The organism is Planomonospora corallina, from assembly GCF_042650625.1.
In the GTDB taxonomy this organism is placed as follows: domain Bacteria; phylum Actinomycetota; class Actinomycetes; order Streptosporangiales; family Streptosporangiaceae; genus Planomonospora_B; species Planomonospora_B corallina.
On record NZ_JBHSBM010000017.1, the window covers coordinates 480,216 to 502,925 of the forward strand.

The following is a 22,710-nucleotide window of genomic DNA, read 5'->3' on the forward strand; positions in this document are numbered from 1 at the left end:
GAGGAAATGGCGTTCGGCCGCCCCCGCATTCTCGCCGGCTCCACGCGTGTGCGGCTCCGTAATGCGGGGCGGCGCGGCGGGGCCCTGCGGTGAATGGCCGCACGCGCGGGCGGGCGGGAGAGGCCGGGACGGTCGTCCCGTTCGTGAAAGAACCGTCACTCTTCGTTCCGGACGTCGAATCTCCCGGGGAGAAATCCTTCGGCCGGAGAGCCGTCATCCGGGCGCCGGTGTGCGGCCGGAGGATTTCCGGAGGGAAGGGGCGGCGGGAAATGCGCGGGGTCCGCCGGAGCCGCGACGAGAGCATTCAGGAGCTTTCACGGCTGATTACGGCGGCGAGGCGGCCGTGGAAAAGATCGGGCGTCCTGAGAGGCCGGAAATCGGTTTTACCGCGCTCTTGTGCCCGGCAGTGAAATGTGGTTCTCTCTCGCCAGACCGCTGCCGTCGCGAGAGGCGGCGTCCCGTGGGGAAGGGCGAGGACGGGGGTGGAAGATGAGGAGCACGAGGCGGGCGGACGCCCGGCACACCCTGCTGGGAAACCCGAAGGAAAGGGTCGCAGGACGTGTGCCGGGCGTCCCTGTCATACGCCGGCGTCGCACGCCGCGCTTCGCGACGGCAGGTCAGAGGATGTCCTGCTCGCCGCGAGCCGCCGCGGCGGGTCTACTCGGCGTTGTTCCGGGGCGAGAACTGCACCTGAACAGCGGCTCCGTCCCCGGAGGAGGCAGACGGGGCGGCGCTGGCGGCCGTAGCATTGACCGAAACGGCGATTAGAGCCGTGGACAAGGTGGCGAGGGCGGAGATGGCAAGACGTCGACGCACGGGGAGACTCCTGTCGTAGGTTCTGCTGCTCGACCAATATCTTTCAAGGAGCAACGTGGCTGGTCAAGACTTGGTCGGACAGCGTATCAAGGCCATGCGCCGTCAGCGTGGTCTCTCCCAGGCGCAGCTCGCGCATCCCGAACTGTCCGACAGCTATGTTTCCCTCATCGAGAGCGGCAAGCGCACCCCGACTCCCGCGGTGCTGGAACTGCTGGCCCGGAAACTCGACTGCTCTCTCACCTACCTGGTCAACGGCGTGACCGCCGAGCAGATGCGCGAGATCGAGCTGGGGCTGGGCTACGCCCGCCTGGCCATGGAGAACGGCGAGGTCGTCGAGGCGCGGACCCGCTACACGGAACTGCTCGCCGGCGACGGCCTGGCCGGCCTGCCCCAGCTCCGCCAGGAGGCCGAGTACGGCCTGGCGCTCGCCTCCCAGGCCTGCGGTGACCTGGACGCGGCGATCACCCTGCTGAACGGGCTGCGCGGGCGCGACGACTCGGAGATCTCTCCCGAGCGCCGCATCGACATCATGACCCAGCTCTCCCGCTGCCACCGGGAGAAGGGAGAGCTGTCACAGGCGGTGCGGATCGTGGAGGAGATCCTGTGCGGAGAGACGCGGCCCGCCTGGACCGACGGCCTGATCAGGCTCGGAGTGCAGGCGCTCGCCGCCTACATCGACCGGGGTGATCTCCTGCGGGCCCGGCACTTCTCCGCCGAGCTCGTCGCCGCGGCCGAGACGCTCGGCACCCCGCTGGCCCTGACCCTGGCGCACTGGCAGGCGGCGATCCTGACCTCGGAGACCGGGGGCGACGACGAGGCCGCCGCGCACTTCGAGCGGGCCGTGGCCATCCAGTCCGAGTACGGCGAGGCCCGCCGCTACGCGCGCCTGCGGGGCGACTACGCGGCGGTCATGCTGGAGCTCCGGCCGGCGGAGGCCGAGACCTGGCGCGGCCTGCTGACGAAGGTCGAGAAGGAGCTCGCGGAGAGTTCCGCCAACCCGATGGACAAGATGCGCTGCGCCATGGGCCTGGCCCGCGCCGAGCTCCTGCTGGGCTCCCCCCGCCAGGCCGAGCTGCACATCCGGCCGCTCCTGTCCATGGTCGACGGCATGCCGGAGGACCTGCAGGCGGACGCGCACCTCCTGGCCGCGCAGATCTACGCCGAGCTGGGCAGGACGGAGGACTCCGTGCACGAGGTCGCCACGGCGGCCGAACTGCTGGAGCCGCTGCCGGCCACCCGCTACACCGCCCGCTCGTGGCTCACCGCGGCCCAGCTCCTGGAGAGCCTCGACGAGCACGACCGGAGCGTGGGCGTCTACCAGCGGGCTCTCGCCAGCGTGGGCCTGTAGGGCGGCGCCGGGACGAGATCGGGTACGGAGGTGGGGACCGCGCGCAGGCGTCGGTAGCCTTGGGGTGCCATGAAGACTTCCCCATACGCGGCCGTCCTGGCGCTGCTCGCGGCCCTGCTCCTCGGTACGGTCCTCGGCACGGCGCTCGCCTCGCCCGCCCTCGCCCACGACGCGCTCAAGAGCAGCGACCCCGCCGAGGGCGCGAAGGTCGAGAGCCTCGAGCAGGTGAAGCTGACCTTCACCGCCCGGGTGCGCTTCCCGAACGTCGTCGTGCTCTCCGCGGACGGCACGCCGTACCACGAGGGCAAGCCCGCCGCGGACGGCCCCGTGGTGACCCAGCAGGTCAAGGACGGCCTCCCGCCGGGCAAGTACGTCATCGCCTACCGGGTGGTCTCCTCCGACGGGCACCCGATCGCGGGGGAGATCCCGTTCACCCTCACCGGGGCGCCGGACGCCTCCCCCGAGGCGGCCCCGGACGGGAGCGCGGCCCCGGCCGAGAGCGCCGCGGCGGCGAGCCCCACGGCCACCGCGACCGGCGGGCAGAACGGCGCGGGCGCTCCCGCGGACGTCTCCCCGGTCCCCGCGGCCGGCGCGCAGGAGTCCGGCGGCGTGCCCGGCTGGGCCTGGCTCGTCTTCGGCGGCGTCACCGGGATCGGCATCGGCCTGTTCATCAGCATGCGGAACAAGAAGCAGCCGTGAGCGGGCGGGCCACGGGCACGGCGGCATCGCCCATGCGGCCGGCGGAGGAGGCGGAGTGAGCGGGCGGACCACGGGCGCGGCGGAGCCGTTCGCGCGGCCGGCGGAGGAGATCGCATGAGCACCGCGGAGAAGGCCGGGACCGGCCGTGGCAAGGAGCCGGCGCGCCGGGCGGGGAGCACGGCGGACGGGCCCGCGCCGGACGGGACCGGCCGGACCGTGAGACTCGCCCTGGCGGGCGCCGGCGCGGCCGTGGCCGCCCTGGTGGCGGCGATGGTCGCCGGCGGGGCCGCGACCCCGCGCATCATCCCCGGCCTGCCCGACGAGGGCATGCTCACCCGCTGGGGGCTGCCGGTCTCCAAGCTGGCGCTGGACGCGGCCGGCGTGCTGACCGTGGGCGCCCTGCTGGCCGCGGTGGTCCTGCTCCCCAGTGACAAGGGCCTGCTCGGCAGGCCCGCCCTCGCCTACGTCAGGGCGGCCTCGTGGCTCGCGCTCGCCTGGGCGGCCGCCGCGGCGGCCGCGATGCTCTTCAGCCTCTCCGACGCGTTCGGCATGCCCCTCACCGACCTGGTGGCCGATCCCGCGTTCGGGAACTACCTCACCAGCTACGCCGGCCAGGTCTCCCAGGGCATAGGGCTCACCCTGGTCGTGCTCTTCGCGGTGGCCGTCGCGCTGTTCGCCCGCGGGGCGATCACCGTCGGCTCGGCGGGCGGCCTGCTCGCGCTCGCGCTGGTCACCCTGCTCCCGCCCGCGCTGACCGGCCACTCCGCCTCCGCCCCCAACCACGACCTGGCCACCACCGGCGTCGCCGTGCACCTGCTGGTCCTCGCGCTCTGGGTGGGCGGGCTCGCCGTGCTCTGCGCGCACGCGCTCCGCCGGCAGCCGCATCTGGAGGTCGCCGCCGCCCGCTTCTCGGCGCTGGCGCTGTGGTGCTTCGCCGGGGTCGGGCTCTCGGGCCTGTTCAGCACGGTGGCCCGGCTCACCTCGGTCTCGGAGCTGTTCACCTCCGCCTACGGCCTGCTCCTGCTGGCCAAGGTCGCGTTGTTCGCGGTGCTCGGCGCCGTCGGCTGGTGGCACCGCAGGCGCACCCTGCCGCGCCTGGCCGCCGGCGGGAGCGGCGCGTTCGCCCGGTTCGCCACCGGGGAGATCGTGATCATGGGGATGGCCGTGGGCCTGGCGGTCGCGCTGTCCCGCACCGCGCCGCCCCCGGCGATCACCCCGGTCGACCGGGCCTTCGAGCTCCTCGGCTACACCCTGCCGCCGGAGATCTCCCTGGCGAACCTGGCCTCGCTCTGGTGGCTCGACCTGTTCTCCGGCACGCTGGCCGCGCTGCTCGGCGGCCTCTACCTCGCCGGCGTGGTACGGCTGCGCCGGCGCGGCGACGCCTGGCCGCCCGGCCGGACCGCGGCCTGGTGCACCGGCGTGCTGATCCTGGTCGTCGCCACGCAGAGCGGTGTCGCCCGCTACGCCAAGGTGCTGTTCAGCGTGCACATGGCCGAGCACATGACGCTCTCCATGCTGATCCCGATCTTCCTGGTGCTCGGCGCCCCGGTGACCCTGGCGCTGCGCGCGCTCAAGCCCGCCGCCCGCCGGGGCGACCGCGGCCCCCGCGAGTGGCTGACCGTGATCCTGCACAGCCGGTACATGCGCTTCGTCGGCCACCCGGCGATCGCCACGACGGTCTTCATCGTCTCCACCTACGCGCTGTACTTCACGCCGCTGTTCGAGGCCGCGATGGAGGAGCACCTGGGGCACATCGCGATGACGGTGCACTTCCTGGTCAGCGGCTGCCTCTTCTTCTGGGTGATCATCGGGGTGGACCCGGCGCCGCACCGGCTGCCGTACGTCGGCCGGCTGCTCGTGCTGTTCGCCACGATGCCCTTCCACGCGTTCTTCGGCATCGCGCTGATGAGCATGGGCACCGTGCTGGCGCAGGGCTGGTACGACCAGCTGGGCCGCACCTGGGGCGTCTCGTCGCTCGCCGACCAGCAGACCGGCGGGGCCATCGCCTGGGGCTTCGGGGAGGTCCCGACGCTGATCGTGCTGCTCGCGCTGGCCGCGCAGTGGTGGCGGGACGACGACCGCAGGGCGCGCCGGGCCGACCGGCGGGCCGACGCCGCGGCGGCCCGCACGGGCGGCAGCGGGGACGCCGAGCTCGACGCCTACAACGACTATCTGGCGAGGCTGGACAGGCGTGATCGCGCCGAGTAGCCCCGCCGTTACGGCCCCCTATCCCCTCATCATCGCCTTATCCGCGTCCGGGTAGCCTTTCCGGCAGGGGGAATGGGTAGTCATCCCATGCGGTGCGCCGGTCGTCCGTCGCGCACCGTGTTCGTCCACGTGCCCGGTCGGGGGACCGGTGATCGCCGTGCGCGCGTCAGGAGGGGTTTGAATGTCCGAGGAGCTTCGTATGCGCGGGGGGCAGAGCCTCGCCCAGGCTCTGGAGGAGCGCCTCTCCGACTGGTCGGCGCGGACCGGCATCGCCGTGGAGGTCTGGGCGCTGCCCGCGCGCGACGCCTCCCACCTGGTCGTCCGCGCGGTCCTGGACACCCTGGCCGAGGCGCTGTCGAACGTCGAGCGGCACAGCCGGGCCAAGCTCGTCTCGGTCGCGGTGACGCTGGGCGGGGGCGGCCTGCGCATGACGGTGAGCGACCACGGGATCGGCTTCGACGGCGCGCCCGCGGGGCGGGGCGTCGCCGCCATGCGGGCCCACCTGGCGGAGATCGGCGGCGCGCTCACCGTCAAGGGGGTGCCGGGCAGCGGCACCACCGTGACCGCGATCGTGCCGCGCGGGCGGGTCTGAGCCCGCCCCCCCGGCGGCCCGCCGCGGGGGAGGGCGGTCCGTACGCCGGACGGCCCCGTATGCCCGGACGGCCGCCCTCCGGGGGAGGGGGCTCCCGCCGGGCCCCAGGACCGCCCTCAGGGCCTCAGCCTCAGGGCCTCGGCGCGGCCCTCAGGGCCCCCTCGGCCCTTCAGCCCCTCAGGGCAGCGTCAGGATCTCGTGGCCGGTCTCGGTGACGAGCACGGTGTGCTCGAACTGCGCGGTCCGCTTGCGGTCCTTGGTCACGGCGGTCCAGCCGTCCGGCCAGATGTCGTACTGGATGGTGCCGAGCGTCAGCATGGGCTCGACGGTGAACGTCATCCCGGGCTCCATCGTGACCGCCAGGGACGGGTCGTCGTAGTGCGGGACGATCAGGCCGGAGTGGAAGGTCGTGCCGATGCCGTGGCCGGTGAAGTCGCGGACCACCCCGTAGCCGAACCGCTTGGCGTAGGCCTCGATGATCCGGCCGACCACGTTGAGCTGCCGGCCGGGGGCGACCGCCTTGATGGCGCGCTGGGTGGCCTCGCGGGTCCGCTCGACCAGCAGGCGCGACTCCTCGTCGACCTCGCCGACCAGGAAGGTGGCGTCGGTGTCGCCGTGCACGCCGCCGATGAAGGCGGTGATGTCGACGTTGACGATGTCGCCGTCGCGCAGCACCGTGTCGTCCGGGATGCCGTGGCAGATCACCTCGTTGATCGAGGTGCACAGGGACTTGGGATAGCCCCGGTAGCCGAGGGTGCTGGGGTAGGCGCCGTGGTCGAGCAGGAACTCGTGGCCGATCCGGTCGAGCTCGTCGGTGGTCACGCCCGGCTCCACGTGCCTGCCGACCTCCTCGAGGGCCTGCGCGGCGATCCGGCCGGCGATCCGCATCCGCTCGATGATCTCCGGGGTCTTCACGTCGGGCTCGCCGGTCCGGGGAGTTTTCTTCCCGACGTACTCCGGCCGCTCGATGTGGGAGGGGACCTTGCGCATGGGCGAGACCCGCCCGGGCTGGAGCACTGTCGTCATGGGTCCACAGTCTAGTTGCCGTCCGTACCGGCTACTCGCCGTCCGTACCGGGCAGGATTGCGGTCATGGGTGATCAATGGTGGTTCTGCCTGAAGCACATGGCGGTCGAGCCCGAGCAGGGCTGCCCGAACAAGGACCGCATGGGACCGTACGAGACCCGCCAGGCCGCGGCCGACGCGCTGAGGACCGCGGCGGACCGCAACGAGCGGTGGAAGGACGCCGAGCGGGAGTGGGAGGGCGACGAGGAGGACTGAGGCCCGGAGGTGCCGCGGGACCGCGGACCTCGGTGAAGGAGGCCGGCGCGGACCTCAGTCGGGGACGTGCGGGCCGCTGAGGCGCTCCAGCAGGCGGGCCAGGCGGGCGCGCAGGCCGGCGGGGCGGCCGCGTGGGGCGTCCGCCTCGCCCGCCGCCGCGCTCACCAGGTGCTGGGCGCCGTCGAAGGAGAGCGGGTCGGCGGCCGTGACCGCCAGGGCGTCGTGGGCCAGGCCCTCCAGCTCCGGGTCGCCGCCGTCCAGGGCGAGGATCGTCGCCCCGGTGCGGCGGGCGTCGTCCACCCGCTCCAGCAGCGGCTCGGGCGCCCGCTCCTGCGCCACCACGAACAGCGTCTCCCCCCGCCGGGCCTGCTCGATGCGCTCCAGGCCGGTCCTCAGATGGGGCGGGGCGTCCGGCGGCGGGGACCAGCGGACCAGCGTCGGCGTGAGCTGGGACAGCCCGGAGAGCCGGGCCTCGTCACCGAGGTGCGCCGCAAGGTGCCAGGGCTCCTCCGCGGGAGTGCCGACCACCAGCAGGCCGCCGGGGGAGCGGGTCGCGCGCAGGGCGAGTCCCAGCTCCCGCGTGCGCTCCACCCACCCGGTCGACTCCAGGATCTCCCGGAGCAGTGCCACCGATCCACCGTCCATGCGCCCCATCGTGCCCCAGAGACCCTGGGTTCGTCCGCGGAACCCGGACCTGGCATCATCTGGCGTGGAGGCGGACCGGCCCCCGAGGCGGGCCGGTCGCCCGGGTAGGGCGTGACCGCACGCGCCGAGGCCGGTGGGCCCGGCCCCGCGGCGGCCGACAGTGACGAGGAGCGACGAATGAGCACCGACCTTCCGGACGTGAGCGGGCTGTCCATCGGGATCCTGGGCGGCACCGGCGACCAGGGCAAGGGACTGGCCCGGCGGTTCGCCCTGGCGGGCCACACCGTGCTGATCGGCTCGCGCAGCCCGGAGCGGGCGCAGGAGGCGGCCGGGTCCATCGGCCCGGCGGCGCGCGGGGCGGACAACGCGACCGTGGCGGCCGAGGCCGACGTCGTGATCGTGGCGGTGCCGTGGGACGGCCACAGGGCCACCCTGGAGTCGCTCCGCGCGGAGCTGGCGGGGAAGATCGTCGTCGACTGCGTCAACCCGCTGGGCTTCGACAAGCAGGGCGCCTACGCCCTGCCCGTCGAGGAGGGCAGCGCGGCCCAGCAGGCCGCGGCCGTCCTGCCCGGCAGCCGTGTGGTCGCCGCCTTCCACCACGTCTCGGCCGTCCTGCTGCTGGACCCGGAGGTCGAGGAGATCGACCTCGACGTGCTCGTCCTGGGCGACGACCGCGAGGCCACCGACACCGTCCAGGCCCTGGCCGGGCGGATCCCCGGGGTCCGCGGCGTGTACGGCGGGCGCCTGCGCAACGCCCACCAGGTCGAGGCGCTGACCGCCAACCTGATCTCCGTCAACCGCCGCTACAAGGCCCACGCCGGCATCCGCCTCACCGACGTGTAGCAAGGCGCCCCCGGCTCTCAGCCCGTGACGGAGCGCCAGAACGCGACCTGGTGCCCGCGGGCGAAGTCGGTGCGGCCGATGCCCGCGTCCCCGGTGGCGAGCCGCTGCACGTGGCCGGACCGGGTGCCGTACCGGGCCCAGGACGGCAGCCCGCTCCGGTTGGGGTCGCCGTGCCGCGCGAACGTGGTCCAGTAGCCGACCATCACCTCGGACAGCCGTCGCTGCGCGGCGGACGGCGGCCGTACGTAGCCGGCGGCGAACAGGTACGGCAGTTCGGCGGTGTGGTAGGCGCCGGTCGGGAAGCTCACCGGCGCGACCCCGGTGAAGAAGGGCGCTTCCCGGTCGGCGAACTCGTACATGTACGTCGGCACGTACCGGCTGAGGACCGCCGCGGTGTCCAGGACCGGCCGCGCGTACTGGAAGTCGGTCATCGCCGCGGACAGCGCCTCCGACGGCGTGCCGTAGCGGGCCAGCGGGTAGCGGGCGAGCACCTGCCGCGCCCGCTTCCCGAACGCGGTCTCGATCTGTTCGCGGTACTGCCGCGCGGTGAGCGGGCAGGGCGTCGCCTGGCCGGGCGCGCACAGCATGCCCGTGCGTTCCATGCCCCACACCTGCGCGCGGTACTCGTCCCTGGTCGCGCCGACGAGGACCGGTACCCGGTGGAACCGGCCCGCTGCGACGGCCTCCGCCGGGTCGACCGGCAGCACCGATCCGCCGGCGACCGGGCCGGCCTCCCACGCGGACTGCCCGGGATAGCCGGCCGCCTCGACCAGCTCCCGCGCGGACCGCCGGCGCAGGCAGGCGCCGGCGCTCGCCGCGCCGCCACCGCAGTCGGCCGCCGCGAGGAGCGCGTCCACGCCGGCCGTCACCTCCTTCCGGGAACGTAGCGGCGTGCTGCACGAGTTGCTCTGCAGGACCGCGCGGTGGAACAGCCCCGCCGAGCCCGGCGCCGCCAGGTGGGCGCAGACGCTGGTGGCGCCGGCCGACTGCCCTGCGAGGGTGACGTTGCGCGGGTCGCCGCCGAACGCGGCCACGTTGGCACGTACCCAGCGCAGCGCCGCCTGCTGGTCCTCCAGCCCGAAGTTTCCGGACCCGCCCACACCGGGATGGGTCAGGAAGCCGAGCGGGCCGAGGCGGTAGTTCACCGTCACCACGACCGCGTCGCCCTTGACCGCCATCGTCCGGCCGCCCCAGGTGTCGCCCTGGCCGACGAAGAAGTGCCCGCCGTGCAGCCACACCACGACCGGAAGCGGCTCGCCTCCCTGACGGGCCGGGGGTGTCGTGACGTTCAGGTACAGACAGTCCTCGCTGCCGCTGGGCCGGTCCATCGGCATGCCGGCCGGTTGGGCGCATCCCGGACCGGGCCGCGTCGCGTCCCGCACCCCGCGCCACCCCGCCGCCGGTCGGGGCGACCGCCAGCGCAGTTCGCCGACCGGTGCGGCCGCGTACGGGATGCCCAGGAACGACCGGTGGTCCGCGGCCACCGTGCCCCGCACCAGCCCCTGGCCGGTGCGCACCACGCCCGCCCCGCGCTCCGGACCGTTCGTGCCGGCCACCGCCGTCCCCACCGCCGTCCCCGCCGGGACCAGCGCCGTGGCCGCGACGGCCGTGACGGCCGTGACGACCCGCCAGCGCCTTGTCGATCCGTCCATCCATTGCCTCCAGTGTCGTTGTGAACGCGGTACGCGCTCCAGGCCGAGCCTTCAGGAACCTGCCGATCTCCTCAACCAGGGCACTAGTGCACCCCGTCGGCTAGGCTGGACGGCGGCATGGCGCACTAGTGCACCTGGAGGGGGACGGCGTGACGTCCAGCGAGACCGGGCCGGTGTCCGCACGCATCACCGCGGAACTGCGCAGGCGCATCGCCACCGGTGAACTCCTGCCGGGCGACCACCTGCCCTCCACCCGGCAGCTCGTCCGGGAATGGGGCGTGGCGATGGCCACCGCCAGCAGGGCGCTCGCCGCGCTCCGGCACGAAGGGCTCACCGAGACCGTGCCCGGGGTGGGCACCGTCGTCGCGGCCCGCCGGGCACGCCGCACCGGCGACCCGCGCCCCGGGCGGCGCGCCGGCGGCGGCGACGCCGGCGTCTTCCGCGATCACGTCGTGCGCACCGCCACCGCGATCGCCGACGCCGAAGGTCTCGCCGCCACCACCATGCGCCGCATCGCCACCGAGCTGGACGTGGCCACCATGGCCCTCTACCGCCACGTACGCGGCAAAGACCAGCTCGTCACGCTCATGGCCGACGCGGCGTTCGCCGAGCACCCTCTGCCGGAACGGCCCGCCGGGGACTGGCGCGCCAAGCTGGAACTGCTGTGCCGCACCCAGTGGGCCATGTACCGGCGACACCCGTGGCTGCCCCACGCCGTGTCCTTCACCAGGCCCCTGCTCGCACCGCACGTCCTCGCCCACACCGAATGGGCCATGCGCGCGGTCGCCGATCGGGGGCTCGCCCCCGGCACCCTCATCCACGTGGCCGCCACCGTCGCCAACTTCGTCCGCGGCACCGCCGTCAACCTGCAACCGGAGGCGGATGCCGAGCAGGACACCGGCCTCACCGACGACGAGTGGCTGCACGCCCAGAGCGACGCGCTCACCGCCACGCTGCGCAGCGGGTCCTTCCCCATCCTGGCCCGCATCTCCGCCCGCGACGACGTCGACCTCACCCTCGACACCCTGTTCGAGTTCGGGCTGCAGCGCATGCTCGACGGCATCGCACCGCTGTGCGGCACCCGGCGGGAGACCGGCGGCCGGCAGCGGAGCCCGGACACCGCCGGCGGGGAGACGACGTAGGACGCGCGGGCCGGGCCGGCCGCGAGGCCACCGGCGCCGTCCGGGCCCTCGGGGTCCGCGGCGTGTACGGCGGGCGCCGCACGGACCCTCCGCGCGCCGGGTCGGATCCAGCCGGCGTCCTCGGCGATGCGGATGGCGTCGACCTTGTTGCGGGCCCCGGTCTTGGTGACGGCGTTCGTCAGGTAGTTGCGCACGGTCCCGGCCGACAGGTGCAGCCGGGCGGCGATCTCCTCAGCCGAGGCGCCGCGCGCCGCCTCGGCGAGCACCTCGCGCTCCCGCGCGGTCAGCGGGCCGGCGCCGTACTCCATGGCGGCGGCGACCAGCTCCGGGTCGAGCACCCGCAGGCCCCGCGCGGTGCGGCGGATCGCGTCGGCCGGCCGGTCCCCGGGGGCGTCCTTGACCAGGAACGCCTCGATCCCGCAGGCCGGCGCCCGGCGGACCTGGCCGGGCCTGCCCAGCGCGGTGAGGACCAGGACGCGGCAGCCGGGCAGCCGCTCCCGCAGCTCCACCGAGGCCGTGATGCCGTCGACACCCGGCAGGTCGATGTCCAGGACCGCCACGTCCGGCCGGGCCCGCACCGCCGCCGGGACCATCTCGTCGCCCCGGACGACCTCGGCGACCACCTCGATGTCGGACTCCAGCCGGAGCAGCGCGACGAGCGCCAGGTCCAGGCGGCGCTTCTCGCCGCCGGAGAGCTGGCGCACCTTCGTGTCCGCCTTCGCGCCCAGGCCGGCGGGCTCCAGCGCCTCGCCGCGGGGGCGGGGCGCGGAGACGAAGTCCCGCCAGGAGTCCACGGTCCGCGCCACCGTCAGGTCGGGGAAGAAACCCGCCTCCTGGAGCATGATCCCGACGCGCCTGCGCAACCGGACGCGGTCCTTCACCGGGTCGAGCCCGAGCACCCGCACGGTCCCGGCGTCGGGCCGCCGGAAACCGGCCAGCACCTCCACCGTCGTCGTCTTGCCCGCGCCGTTCCGCCCGAGCAGGGCGAGGACCTCGCCCTCCCCGGCGGCGAAGGAGACGTCCCGCACCGCCTGGAACTCCCCGTACCTCTTGCAGAGCCCGTCCACCTGGACCGTCGTCATGCTCATAGATCCTGGAGCGCGGCCGCGTCCGGTCACAGTGAGAAATTCACGATGTCGAGGTCCGGCGGGGCCGGTGACGGCCCCGGTGGGCATCGGCGCGCCCGCCGGGTGGGAAGGGAATCCGGTTCGGTTAGGTTGGATGGGATATCGGACCAATCGTGGTGATTGGATCTGGCCACGCCTCGCCTGAGCGGACATCGTTGACACATGACTGAGCTGCGCCCGGAGACCCGCACCGTCCGTCTTCCCCAGCCGCCGCTGAACGGCAGCCGGCCGATCGCGGTGCCGCTCTACCAGACCTCCGGTTTCGCCTTCGACGACCCCGCCGTCTTCGCCGCCGGCATGAACAGCCCCGAGGCGTTCGTCTACGGCCGGCTGTCGAACCCGACGGTGCGCGCGCTGGAGGAGGCCGTCGCCGGCCTCGAGGGCGGCGTCGCCGCCGTGGCGACCGGCTCCGGCATGGGCGCGATCAACTCCGTGCTGCTCGGCCTGCTCCGGCCCGGCGACCACGTGATCGCGCAGAAGGCGATCTACGGCGGCACCGCCGCGATGCTCAACGACCTGACCGCCCGGTTCGGCGTCGAGGTCTCCTACGTCCCCGAGGACGACCCCGCCGCGCTGCGCGCCGCCGTACGGCCCGCCACGAAGCTGGTCTACCTGGAGACCATCGCCAACCCCGTGACCCAGGTGGCGGACCTGCCGGGGATGTGCGCCGCCGCGCGGGAGGCGGGCCTGCTCTCGGTGGTGGACAACACCTTCGCCTCGCCGGTGCTGTGCCGGCCGATCGAGCACGGCGCCGACGTCGTGGTCCACTCCACGACCAAGTACCTCAGCGGCCACAGCGACGTGCTCGGCGGCATCGCGGTCTTCGCCGACGACGGGCTGTACCGGAAGGTGTGGAAGTTCGCCACGAGCCTGGGCGCGACCGCCGACCCGTTCGCCGCCTGGCTGACCCTGCGCGGCATGCAGACCCTGGCGCTGCGCATGGAGCGGCACTGCGCCAACACCCGCGAGCTGGCGCTCCGCCTGGACGCCCACCCCGCGGTCGCGGCCGTGCACTGGCCGGGCCTGCCCTCGCACCCGTCGCACGCGCTGGCGGCCAAGCTGCTGCCGGACTTCGGCGGGGTCTTCTCCTTCGACCTCGCCGGCGGGCGCCCGGCGGGGGAGCGGTTCATGAGCTCGATCAGGCTGGCGCTGCTGGCCCCCTCGCTCGGCGGCGTGGAGACGCTCGTCCTGCACCCGGCGACCACCTCCCACAAGTCGCTGACCGCCCAGGAGCTGGCCCGGCACGGGATCGGCGAGGGGACCGTCCGGGTGGCGGTCGGCATCGAGCACGTCGAGGACCTGTGGGCCGACTTCGCCCAGGCGATCGAGGCGAGCCAGGGATGAGCGAGAGGGCCGGGGAGCGGATGAGGACGGGCCGTGGGTGAGCGTGGGAGCCGGGACGTGGACGAGGGGGAGCCGCTGGTGAGCGTGACGGTCGACGACGTGGAGCGGGCCGCGGCGCGGATCGCCGGGCATGCCCGCCGTACCCCGGTGCTGGAGGCGTCGCCGGGGCTGCTGCTGAAGCTGGAGGGCACGCAGCACACCGGCTCGTTCAAGGTCAGGGGCGGGTTCAACCGCGTCCTGGCGGCACGGGAGGCCGGGGAGCTGCCGGAGGCGGGGGTGATCGCGGCCAGCGGCGGCAACCACGGCCTGGCGGTGGCGCACGTCGCCCGGGCGCTGGGCGTGCGGGCCGAGATCTTCGTGCCGACGGTGTCGAGCCCGGTGAAGGTCGCCGGCCTGCGGGCACTGGGCGCGCAGGTCACCCAGACCGGCTCGATCTACGCCGAGGCCTACGAGGCGTCGGCCAAACGGGCCGCGGAGACCGGCGCGCTGGAGATCCACGCCTACGACCAGCCCGAGGTGGTGGCCGGGCAGGGCACGGTCGGGCTGGAGCTGCTGGCGCAGACCGGGGGAGTGGACACGGTCCTGGTCGCGGTGGGCGGCGGCGGGCTGGTCGCGGGGGTCACGGCCGCGCTCGGCGGCCGGGCCCGGGTCGTGGCCGTGGAGCCGGAGCTGATCCCGACCCTGAACCGCGCCCTGGCCGAGGGCGGCCCGGTCCGGGTCGAGGTGAGCGGGGTGGGGGCCGACGCGCTCGGCGCCAGCCGGATCGGCCGCATCGCCTACGGCGTCACCAGCGCCGCCGGGGTCGAGAGCGTCCTGGTCACCGACGAGGCCATCGTCGAGGCCAGGCGCGAGCTGTGGAGATCCTGGCGGGTCGCCGCCGAGCACGCGGGGGCCGCCGCCCTCGCGGCGCTGCGCTGCGGCGCCTACGTCCCGGCTCCCGGGGAGCGGGTGGCCGTCGTCGTCTGCGGCGCCAACACCGACCCCGCCACGCTCGCCTGACGGCGGCCGCCTCCGCCCTGCCCCGCCCCGATCCGGCCCCTTCCTCCGCCGCGGCCCGGATCCGGGCCGCGGCCACGCCGGGCGACGGCATGCCCCGGACACGCCGCGGCCGCGCCGGCGCCCGGTGTCCACGGGGCTCCGGCACGGCCGCGGCCGATGGGATCAGTGGTAGACGTGCTCGGCGGAGGGGAAGGTCCCGCCGGTCACCTCGTCGGCGAAGGCGCGGACCGCGCGGTCCATCTCCTCGGCCAGGTTGGAGTACTTCTTGACGAACTTGGCCGGGCGGGCGGTGAGGCCCATCAGGTCCTGCCAGACGAGGACCTGGGCGTCGGTGGCCGGACCGGCGCCGATGCCGATCGTGGGGATCGACAGGGAGGTGGTGACCCGCTCGGCCAGGTCGGCGGGGACGCACTCCAGCACCACGGAGAAGGCCCCGGCGGCCTGCAGGTCCTTCGCGTCGGCCATCAGCTCGTCACCGGACTGGCCGCGGCCCTGCACCCGGTAGCCGCCGAAGACGTTGACCGACTGCGGGGTCAGGCCGAGGTGGGCCATGACCGGGATGCCGGCCGAGACCAGGGCCTCGACCTGGGGCAGCACCCGGCGCCCGCCCTCCAGCTTGACCGCGTGGGCGCCGGCCTCCTTCATGAACCGCACGGCCGTCTCCAGGGCCTGCTGGGGCGAGGCCTGGTAGGAGCCGAACGGCAGGTCGGCGACGACCAGCGCCCGGGACGAGCCGCGGACCACCGCGGCGGTCAGCGGCATGAGGTCGTCGACGGAGACCGGCAGCGTCGAGTCGTAGCCGTAGACGACCATGGCGGCCGAGTCGCCGACGAGCAGGACGGGGATGCCCGCCTCGTCGAAGATCCGGGCGGTCATCGCGTCGTACGCGGTGACCATCGGCCACTTCTCACCGCGTTCCTTGGCGGCGGCGATGTCGCGCACGGTGATCCTGCGCCCTGACTGCCCGCCGTAGAGAGCGGAGCCCGGGACGGTCGCGGAAGAGGACATGGGAAAGCCTCCTGGTGGTCTCGAGGCGCCCCTGTGGCGTCCCCGGACGTCTTCGATGATGGCATGCGCCCGCTCGGTTAAACACCCCTTGACCCGCCGGTAATCCGGTGGTGGAGAGGTCGGGTCCGTACGGCACAATGCAGGACGGAGGTAAGCAACGAAAATGGCAATGGAGCCTTACCGTCGCCTGCTGGCCCTTCCGGGTGTCCGGACGTTGCTGGTGGTGGGACTGCTCGCGAGGATCCCGACCACCGCGGTGAACATCACGCTCACCCTGCACGTGGCCGAGAGCATGGGCCTCGGCTTCACGAAGGCGGGCCTGGTGACCGCGGCCTGCACGGTGGGCATGGCCCTCGGGTCGCCGCTGGCCGGGCGGTTCGCCGACTCCTACGGCCTGCGCCCGGTGCTGCTGGTGACCACCGCGGCGCAGGCGCTGTTCTGGGCCACGGCGTGGGCCATGCCGTTCCCGGTGCTCCTGGCCGCCGCCGTGCCGGCGGGCCTGCTGGGCCTGCCGGTCTTCAGCGTCGTCCGCCAGTGCCTGGCGGCGCTGGTCCCGGTGGAGCAGCGCCGGATCGCCTTCTCCCTCGACTCGATGCTGGTCGAGCTCTCCTACATGGCCGGGCCCGCCCTCGGGGTGGCCGGGATGACCGCGCTGGGCAGCGGCGCCGCGATGGGCATCGTGGCGGGCGGCCTGGTCGGCTCGGGCACGGCGCTCCTGCTGCTGAACCCGCCGCTCCGCTCCGCAGAGGAGGACGCCGCCGAGGAGGACGCCGCGGGCGAGGGCGGCGGGGCCGGCGGGCGGCTTCCCCGGCGGATGTGGCTGACCCCGTCCCTGGTCACCCTGCTCGGCACCGCCGCGGCCGCCACCTTCGTGCTGACCGCCGGCGAGCTGTCCCTGGTGGCGGCCATGAAGAACGCGGGCGACACGGCGTGGACGGGCCTGGCGATCGGCGTCTGGTGCTTGTACTCGCTGGTCGGCGGCTTCGTGTACGGCGGGCTGCCCCGGGGATTCTCCCCGCTGCTCCTGATCGGCGCGATGGGCCTGTTCACCGTCCCGGTCGGGCTGGTCGGCGACGACTGGCGCTGGCTGGTCGTGGCGCTGCTCCCGGCCGGGCTGCTCTGCGCCCCGGGCCTGTCCTCCACGGTGGAGACGCTCAGCCGCTGGGTGCCGGCCCGGGCGCGGGGGGAGGCGATGGGCCTGCACGGCACCGCGCTCCTGGTGGGCGGGGCCGTCTCCGCCCCCCTCGCCGGCGCGGTCATCGACGGTCCCGGCCCCGGCTGGGCGTTCGCCGTCGCCGGTCTGGTCGGCGTGGCGATGGTGCTGCTGGCCCTGCCGTTCTGGCGGCGGTCGGGGGCGGACGCGGGCCCGCGGGAGCCGGGGAAGGGCGGGGACCGGGAGGCGGCGGCCTCGGCGGCGCAGTGAGCCTCGGCGGCGCAGCGGGCCTCGGCGCAGTAATACGAAACGAGACCGTTGCGTATCGAAACCACTAACGATACGATCCCGTTGCGAAACTGAAGCGTATCGAAAAACGGGGGTCTCCCATGGAGCGGGAACCGGGCCACCCAAGACGGTGGCAGATCCTGGGAGTGCTGGTCTTCAGCCTCCTGGTGGTCGTCCTCGACAACACCATCCTCAACGTCGCGCTCAAGACGATCGCCGACCCGGTGAAGGGGCTGGGCGCCACCCAGGGCGAGCTGGAGTGGGCGATCAACTCCTACACGCTCGTCTTCGCCGGCCTGCTGTTCACCTTCGGGGTGATCGGCGACCGGACGGGGCGCAAGCGCATGCTGATGATCGGCATGGTCCTGTTCGCCCTGGCCTCGCTGGCCGGCGCCTACGCCCAGGACCCGATGCAGCTGATCGCCGCCCGGGCCTTCATGGGCGTCGGCGGCGCCGCGATCATGCCCGCCACGCTGGCGATCATCTCCAACGTCTTCCCGCCCGCCGAGCGCGGCAAGGCGATCGGCGTCTGGGCCGGCGGCGTCGGCCTGGCCGTGGCGATCGGCCCCATCACCGGGGGCCTGCTCATCGAGCACTTCTGGTGGGGCTCGATCTTCCTGGTCAACCTGCCGATCGTGGCGGTCGGCATGGTCCTCATCGCCCTGGCCGTGCCCGAGTCGCGCGACCCCCGGCCGTCGAGGCTCGACCCGATCGGCGTGCTCCTGTCCGTCATCGGGCTGGTCGCGCTCACCTACGGCATCATCCGGGGCGGCGAGCTGGCCACGGTCGCCGACGTCGAGGTCCTCGGCCCGGTGCTCCTGGGCGCGGCCGTGCTGGCGGCCTTCGTCTGGTACGAGCGCCGCATCGACCACCCGGCCTTCGACGTCACCTACTTCCGCGACGCCCGCTTCTCCACCGCGGTCGGCATGATCGGCATCGTCTTCTTCGCGATGATGGGCGCGATGTTCTTCCTGGTCTTCCACCTGCAGATCGTGCTCGGCTACAGCGCGCTGCAGGCCGGGGCCCTGATGATCCCGTTCGCCGCCGCGCAGCTCGTCTTCGCCCCGCTGAGCCAGCGGCTGACCGCGCGCTTCGGCGGCAGGCGGACCGCCACCGCGAGCATGGTCGTGGTGGCCGCCACCCTCGCCGCCTACGCGCTGGTGGACACCGGCACCCCGGTCGTGGCGCTGGAGGTGCTGTTCTTCGTCCAGGGCGCGGCGATGGCCACCATCATGCCGCCCGCGACCACCGCCATCATGGAGGCGCTGCCCCGCGAGAAGGCCGGCGTCGGCTCGGCCATGAGCAACACCGTCCGCCAGGTCGCCGGCGCGCTCGGCGTCGCGCTGCTCGGCTCGCTGCTCTCGGCCACCTACCGCGACGGGATCACCCCCGCGCTGGCGGGCCTGCCGGAGGAACTGCGGCACGAGGCCGGCGAGTCCCTGCCCGGCACGATGGCCGTCGCCGGATCCCTCGGCGAGCGGGGCGCCGCGCTGGTCGGGCCCGCCGTGCGGGCCTTCCTGGACGGCATGCACGTCACCGCGCTGGTCGCGGCCGTGATCGCGCTGGCCGGGGCGGGGGTGGCCCTCAGGTGGCTGCCCGGCCGGCAGGCCCCCGCCACCGGCGCGGGCCGCGAGGAGGAGAAGGAACCGGCGGTAGTGTAGGCCCGATATGTCGACCACGGATGAGACGCGGACGGCCCGCCCCGCGGGCCGCCCGCGCAGCGCGAAGGCGGAGAAGGCCATCATCGAGGCGACCCTCGACCTGATCGGCGAGAGCGTCAGCCTCTCCGAGCTGACGATCGAGGCCGTCGCCGCCCGCGCGGGCGTCGGCAAGACGACGATCTACCGGCGCTGGTCGAACAAGGAGGACCTGGTCGTCGACGCGCTCGCCACGCTCAAGGCGCCGCCGCCCCCGCTGGTGGCGCCGACCGTGCGGGAGAACCTCGTCGTGTACCTGGAGATGCTCGAGCGCGAGTCCGGCGACGTGCGGAGCCGGTGCGTGATGAACATCGCGATGAACGAGGCCGACCGGCACCCGCACCTGGTGGCGCGCATCCGCCAGGCGGCGATCCGGCCGCGGCAGGAGGCGCTGGCGGCCCTGCTCCGGCGCGGCGTCGAGTCCGGCGAGCTCCGCGCCGACCTGGACGTCCCGGTCGCGATGGCGATGGTGGTCGGCACCATGATGTGGTACGTCAAGTCCGCCGGCTTCGGAGAGGGCGGAGAGCACTCCGAGGACGTCGTCGGCCGCGTCCTCGACCACCTCATGGCCGGTCTCGCCCCCCGCTGAGCCCTCCCGCTGAGCCCTCCCTCCGGGCCCTCCGGCCGCCTCCGCCGGGTCATCGAGCGGGGCGGCCCCCACCGGCCGTCACCTGCGTCCGCGGGCTCCGGCGGCTCCGGCCGGGCGGGTCCCGCCGTGCGGAGCCGGCCGGGACCCGGGCCGTCAGCGGCGGGGACCGGTGAGGACGGCGGGGTCGAAGGCGATCTCGTACGGCTCGGTCAGGGAGAGCGTCTGCCCCGCCCGCGCCGCCGCGATCTTGACGTACTCGCCCTCCTTGGCGGTGAAGACCTCGACGAGCGGCAGCACGCCCTCCCCGTGGAGCTCCACCCGCATGAACACCGGCACGCCCGCGGCGGCGTAGGACGAGGGTTTGACGAGGTGGTCGCGCTTCCGGTTGCCGGGGCTGACGATCTCGACGGCCATGAGCAGGTCACCGGAGTCCAGCAGTACCTCGTTCGCGAGGATGGGCTCCGCCCACGCGACCACGATGTCCGGGATGAACCCCTCCTCGCGGACCCGCACGTTCGCCGCCTCCACCACCTCGACGTCGTCCGGGGCGGAGTCGAGGAGGATGCGGACCAGCCGCTGGGCGCAGAGCGCGTGGCCGGTGGCGGGGGCAGGGCTCACTACGAGACTCCCGTCGATGAGTTCGATGCGTTCCCTGGTCTCGGGGAGCGCCAGCCAGTCCTCGACGGTGTAGGCCCCGGGGTGCCGCGGGAGCGGGATCAGCGAGCGATACCGCTCCTGCGGCTCCGCCTCTGACCGCTCCGTATCGGGCAGTGCGCTCATCTCCTGCTCCTCGCCTTCCATGCCGCCAGTCTGGCACCGCCGTTCACGGTGGGCCAGGAGCGGAGCGGTCACGTCGAGATCGTCAGCGGGCGCTCTCCCGCCAGCGGTTGGTGATGGGCAGGCGGCGGTCCCGGCCGAAGTTCTTCGGAGTGATCTTCGGGCCCGGCGGGTACTGGCGGCGCTTGTACTCGGCCAGGTCGACCAGGCGGATGACCCGCGCGACCAGCTCCGGGTCGTGCCCGGCGGCGACCAGCGAGGCCGAGCCCATGTCCTTCTCCACGTAGTCGTCCAGGAGCCGGTCCAGCACGTCGTACTCCGGCAGGGAGTCGGTGTCGCGCTGGCCGGGGCGGAGCTCGGCGCTGGGCTCCTTGGTGATGGAGTTCTCCGGGATCGGCGGGACCGCGAAACCGTGCAGGAAGTGGTCGGCGACGCCCGCCTGGGCGTTGCGCCAGCGGGCCAGCTCCCACACCAGGGTCTTGAGCACGTCCTTGATGGGCGCGTAGCCGCCGGCGGAGTCGCCGTAGAGCGTCGAGTAGCCGGTGGCCAGCTCGCTCTTGTTCCCGGTGGTCAGCACCAGGTGGCCGTGCTCGTTGGAGAGGCTCATCAGGATCATGCCGCGGACCCGGGCCTGGAGGTTCTCCGCCGCCAGGCCGGTCAGGGAGAGCTCCTTCTCGAAGGCGTCCACCATGCCGCCGATCGGCACGGTCCGGGCGTTGACCCCCTGCCGGTCCACCAGCTCCTGCGCGTCGCTCAGGGAGTGGTCGGAGGAGTAGCGCGAGGGCATCATCACCACGTGGACCCGGTCGGGGCCGATCGCGTCGGAGGCGATGGTGGCGGTCAGCGCCGAGTCGATGCCGCCGGACAGGCCGAGGATGACCGACCGGAAGCCGTTCTTGGCGACGTAGTCGCGCACCCCCAGCACCAGGGCCGCGTAGACCTCGGCGACGTCGTCCAGGTGCGGGGCGATCGTCGCGGGCTCCGGCTCGTACGGCTCCAGCGGGCGGGACGACAGCTCCAGCCGCTCCGCCGTGATGAGGGTGCCGTCCCCGGCGTCCACCTGGTCGCGCGCGCCGAGCCGTCCGGTGCCCTCGGGCAGGTCCAGGTCGGCCACGAGCAGCTCCTCGGTGAACCGCGCGGCCCGCGCGACGAGTTCCCCGGAGGCGGAGACGACGAGCGAGTCGCCGTCGAAGACCAGCTCGTCCTGGCCGCCGACCTGGTTGGCGTAGGCCAGGGCGCACCCGGCCTCCCGGGCCCGCCGGGCGGCCAGCTCCAGGCGCACGTCGTCCTTCTCCCGCTCGTACGGCGAGGCGTTCGGCACGACCAGCAGCCCGGCGCCCGCCCTGCCCGCCACCGCGACGGGCCCGCCGTCCTGCCACAGGTCCTCGCAGACCGCGATCGCTACGTCGACGCCGTGCAACCGGAAGATCGGCAACCGGTCGCCGCGGACGAAGTAGCGGTACTCGTCGAAGACGCCGTAGTTCGGCAGGTGGTGCTTGGCGGTCCTGGTGACCACCCGGCCGCGGTGCAGCAGCGCCACCGCGTTCAGCGGAGCGCCCTTGGGCTGCCCGACCCGCGGGGCGAGGTCCGCCCGGTCGACGTAGCCGACGACCACGGGGGTCTCGCCGAGTCCTTCTTCGGCCAGGCGCCGGGCCGCGGCGTCGACCGCGGCGATGGACGCCTCCACGAAGGAGGTGCGCAGGACCAGGTCCTCGACCGGGTAGCCGGTGAGGAACATCTCGGTGAAGACCACCAGGTGCGCGCCGCGGCCGGCCGCGCGGCGGGTCCACTCGACGAGCTTGCCGGTGTTGGCCGCCAGGTCGCCGACGACGGGGTTGGTCTGGGCGAGTGCGATTCGGAGTTGAGCCACGTGCACACCCTATTCCGGGGCGGGAGGCGGCCGTTTCCGGGGCGGGAGGCGGCCGTGCCGCCGGCTCCGGCGCGGGGACCGGCGCGGCGGGGGAGGGGGGCCGGGCCTCCCCCGGCCACTGCCCTGCCGGAGGGAGACCGCTCCGGACCGCGGGCGCGCACGGCCCGGAGCGCCCGGCGGGATCGCCGGGATCACGTCGCACCCCGGCCCCGGGGCCCCGGTCGTGTCACCGGGGCCCCGGGGCCGGCCGGCGCCTAGTTGGCGCCGCTGGAGGTGGTGTTGCTGCTCGCGCCGGCCGGGCCGGCCTGGCTGAACGACTGCTTGAAGAAGACGCCCGAGCCGCCGTGGCCGTGGCCGTCGGCGCCCGACTTGACGCTGTTGTTGAAGGCGCCGAACTTGCCGGCGCTGCTGGAGTTCTGCTCGAAGTTGGTGCCGCCGCCGGCCAGGGCGGCGGTCTGCCAGGCCAGACCCAGGGCCGTAGCGGTTCCCGCGACAACCAGGGCACGCCGCAGCTTCGTCATGGTCATAGTGGATGTTTCCTCTCTGTTCCGCCGGCCGGGCCGGCGCATGGGATGGATCACCCGGATGGGCCTGCATGACAGGTCTCCGATGCTGCCGGGACCGTCATACGCC

Annotated in this window: 19 protein-coding genes and 1 pseudogene; 12 read left to right on the top strand and 8 right to left on the bottom strand. The window is 74.0% G+C overall.

Annotation, left to right across the window (positions count from 1 at the left end; translation table 11 throughout):
• Positions 1-871 precede the first annotated feature (871 nt).
• The 4 genes from ACFOWE_RS15340 (at position 872) to ACFOWE_RS15355 (ending at position 5,663) form a co-directional block, all read left to right on the top strand.
• A complete protein-coding gene (locus tag ACFOWE_RS15340; protein ID WP_377288171.1) occupies positions 872-2,164 on the top strand; it encodes a helix-turn-helix domain-containing protein in 1,293 nt (430 codons plus the stop codon).
• A 69-nt stretch (positions 2,165-2,233) separates the two neighbouring features.
• Positions 2,234-2,863: a copper resistance CopC family protein gene (locus ACFOWE_RS15345; RefSeq protein WP_377288173.1), complete on the top strand. Its 630-nt coding sequence runs from the start codon at positions 2,234-2,236 to the stop codon at positions 2,861-2,863.
• A 114-nt stretch (positions 2,864-2,977) separates the two neighbouring features.
• Positions 2,978-5,071 carry a cytochrome c oxidase assembly protein gene (locus ACFOWE_RS15350; protein WP_377288175.1) on the top strand — a complete coding sequence of 698 codons (2,094 nt, stop codon included), beginning with the start codon at positions 2,978-2,980 and terminating at the stop codon, positions 5,069-5,071.
• A gap of 199 nt (positions 5,072-5,270) precedes the next feature.
• Positions 5,271-5,663 (top strand): sensor histidine kinase, encoded by a 393-nt coding sequence (locus ACFOWE_RS15355; RefSeq protein WP_377288177.1) that lies wholly within the window; start codon positions 5,271-5,273, stop codon positions 5,661-5,663.
• A gap of 177 nt (positions 5,664-5,840) precedes the next feature.
• Here the strand turns inward: ACFOWE_RS15355 and map are convergent, their stop codons facing one another.
• Positions 5,841-6,689, bottom strand: coding sequence for a type I methionyl aminopeptidase (gene map / locus ACFOWE_RS15360; RefSeq protein ID WP_377288179.1), 849 nt, complete (start codon positions 6,687-6,689; stop codon positions 5,841-5,843).
• Positions 6,690-6,754: 65 nt separating this feature from the next.
• On the opposite strand from map, the gene ACFOWE_RS15365 reads away from it, so the two are divergent.
• Positions 6,755-6,943 carry a hypothetical protein gene (locus ACFOWE_RS15365; protein ID WP_377288181.1) on the top strand — a complete coding sequence of 63 codons (189 nt, stop codon included), beginning with the start codon at positions 6,755-6,757 and terminating at the stop codon, positions 6,941-6,943.
• Between the two features lie 54 nt (positions 6,944-6,997).
• On the opposite strand, the gene ACFOWE_RS15370 is transcribed toward ACFOWE_RS15365, so the two are convergent.
• Positions 6,998-7,588 (bottom strand): hypothetical protein, encoded by a 591-nt coding sequence (locus ACFOWE_RS15370; RefSeq protein ID WP_377288183.1) that lies wholly within the window; start codon positions 7,586-7,588, stop codon positions 6,998-7,000.
• 177 nt (positions 7,589-7,765) lie between these two features.
• On the opposite strand from ACFOWE_RS15370, the gene npdG reads away from it, so the two are divergent.
• Entirely contained in the window at positions 7,766-8,431 is a 666-nt protein-coding gene (gene npdG / locus ACFOWE_RS15375; protein ID WP_377288185.1) for an NADPH-dependent F420 reductase, read from the top strand.
• Positions 8,432-8,448: 17 nt separating this feature from the next.
• Here the strand turns inward: npdG and ACFOWE_RS15380 are convergent, their stop codons facing one another.
• Entirely contained in the window at positions 8,449-10,083 is a 1,635-nt protein-coding gene (locus ACFOWE_RS15380; protein ID WP_377288187.1) for a carboxylesterase/lipase family protein, read from the bottom strand.
• A 173-nt stretch (positions 10,084-10,256) separates the two neighbouring features.
• On the opposite strand from ACFOWE_RS15380, the gene ACFOWE_RS15385 reads away from it, so the two are divergent.
• Entirely contained in the window at positions 10,257-11,225 is a 969-nt protein-coding gene (locus ACFOWE_RS15385) for a TetR/AcrR family transcriptional regulator C-terminal domain-containing protein (RefSeq protein ID WP_377289136.1), read from the top strand.
• 134 nt (positions 11,226-11,359) lie between these two features.
• Here the strand turns inward: ACFOWE_RS15385 and ACFOWE_RS15390 are convergent.
• Positions 11,360-12,505, bottom strand: a pseudogene (locus tag ACFOWE_RS15390) (ATP-binding cassette domain-containing protein); the annotation flags it as partial.
• 9 nt (positions 12,506-12,514) lie between these two features.
• Here ACFOWE_RS15390 and ACFOWE_RS15395 point away from each other — a divergent pair.
• Positions 12,515-13,696, top strand: coding sequence for a trans-sulfuration enzyme family protein (locus ACFOWE_RS15395; RefSeq protein ID WP_377288189.1), 1,182 nt, complete (start codon positions 12,515-12,517; stop codon positions 13,694-13,696).
• Positions 13,697-13,729: 33 nt separating this feature from the next.
• Positions 13,730-14,695 (top strand): threonine/serine dehydratase, encoded by a 966-nt coding sequence (locus ACFOWE_RS15400; protein WP_377288191.1) that lies wholly within the window; start codon positions 13,730-13,732, stop codon positions 14,693-14,695.
• Positions 14,696-14,857: 162 nt separating this feature from the next.
• Here ACFOWE_RS15400 and panB read toward each other — a convergent pair whose 3' ends face one another.
• Entirely contained in the window at positions 14,858-15,703 is an 846-nt protein-coding gene (gene panB, locus ACFOWE_RS15405) for a 3-methyl-2-oxobutanoate hydroxymethyltransferase (RefSeq protein ID WP_377288193.1), read from the bottom strand.
• A 169-nt stretch (positions 15,704-15,872) separates the two neighbouring features.
• Here panB and ACFOWE_RS15410 point away from each other — a divergent pair, with 169 nt between their 5' ends.
• The 3 genes from ACFOWE_RS15410 to ACFOWE_RS15420 all read left to right on the top strand — a co-directional run bounded on the left by ACFOWE_RS15410 (position 15,873) and on the right by ACFOWE_RS15420 (position 19,430).
• Positions 15,873-17,126 (top strand): MFS transporter, encoded by a 1,254-nt coding sequence (locus ACFOWE_RS15410; RefSeq protein ID WP_377288195.1) that lies wholly within the window; start codon positions 15,873-15,875, stop codon positions 17,124-17,126.
• A 119-nt stretch (positions 17,127-17,245) separates the two neighbouring features.
• The gene (locus ACFOWE_RS15415; RefSeq protein ID WP_377288197.1) at positions 17,246-18,805 is read left to right on the top strand and encodes an MFS transporter; all 1,560 of its coding nucleotides are present in this window, start codon (positions 17,246-17,248) and stop codon (positions 18,803-18,805) included.
• Positions 18,806-18,812: 7 nt separating this feature from the next.
• The gene (locus tag ACFOWE_RS15420; RefSeq protein ID WP_377288199.1) at positions 18,813-19,430 is read left to right on the top strand and encodes a TetR/AcrR family transcriptional regulator; all 618 of its coding nucleotides are present in this window, start codon (positions 18,813-18,815) and stop codon (positions 19,428-19,430) included.
• A 153-nt stretch (positions 19,431-19,583) separates the two neighbouring features.
• Here the strand turns inward: ACFOWE_RS15420 and ACFOWE_RS15425 are convergent, their stop codons facing one another.
• From ACFOWE_RS15425 to ACFOWE_RS15435, 3 genes are all read right to left on the bottom strand, one after another.
• The gene (locus tag ACFOWE_RS15425) at positions 19,584-20,231 is read right to left on the bottom strand and encodes a Uma2 family endonuclease (RefSeq protein ID WP_377288201.1); all 648 of its coding nucleotides are present in this window, start codon (positions 20,229-20,231) and stop codon (positions 19,584-19,586) included.
• 61 nt (positions 20,232-20,292) lie between these two features.
• Positions 20,293-22,077, bottom strand: a complete 1,785-nt coding sequence (locus ACFOWE_RS15430; protein WP_377288203.1) for an NAD+ synthase — start codon at positions 22,075-22,077, stop codon at positions 20,293-20,295.
• Between the two features lie 254 nt (positions 22,078-22,331).
• Positions 22,332-22,604 (bottom strand): hypothetical protein, encoded by a 273-nt coding sequence (locus ACFOWE_RS15435; protein WP_377288205.1) that lies wholly within the window; start codon positions 22,602-22,604, stop codon positions 22,332-22,334.
• Positions 22,605-22,710: the final 106 nt, after the last annotated feature.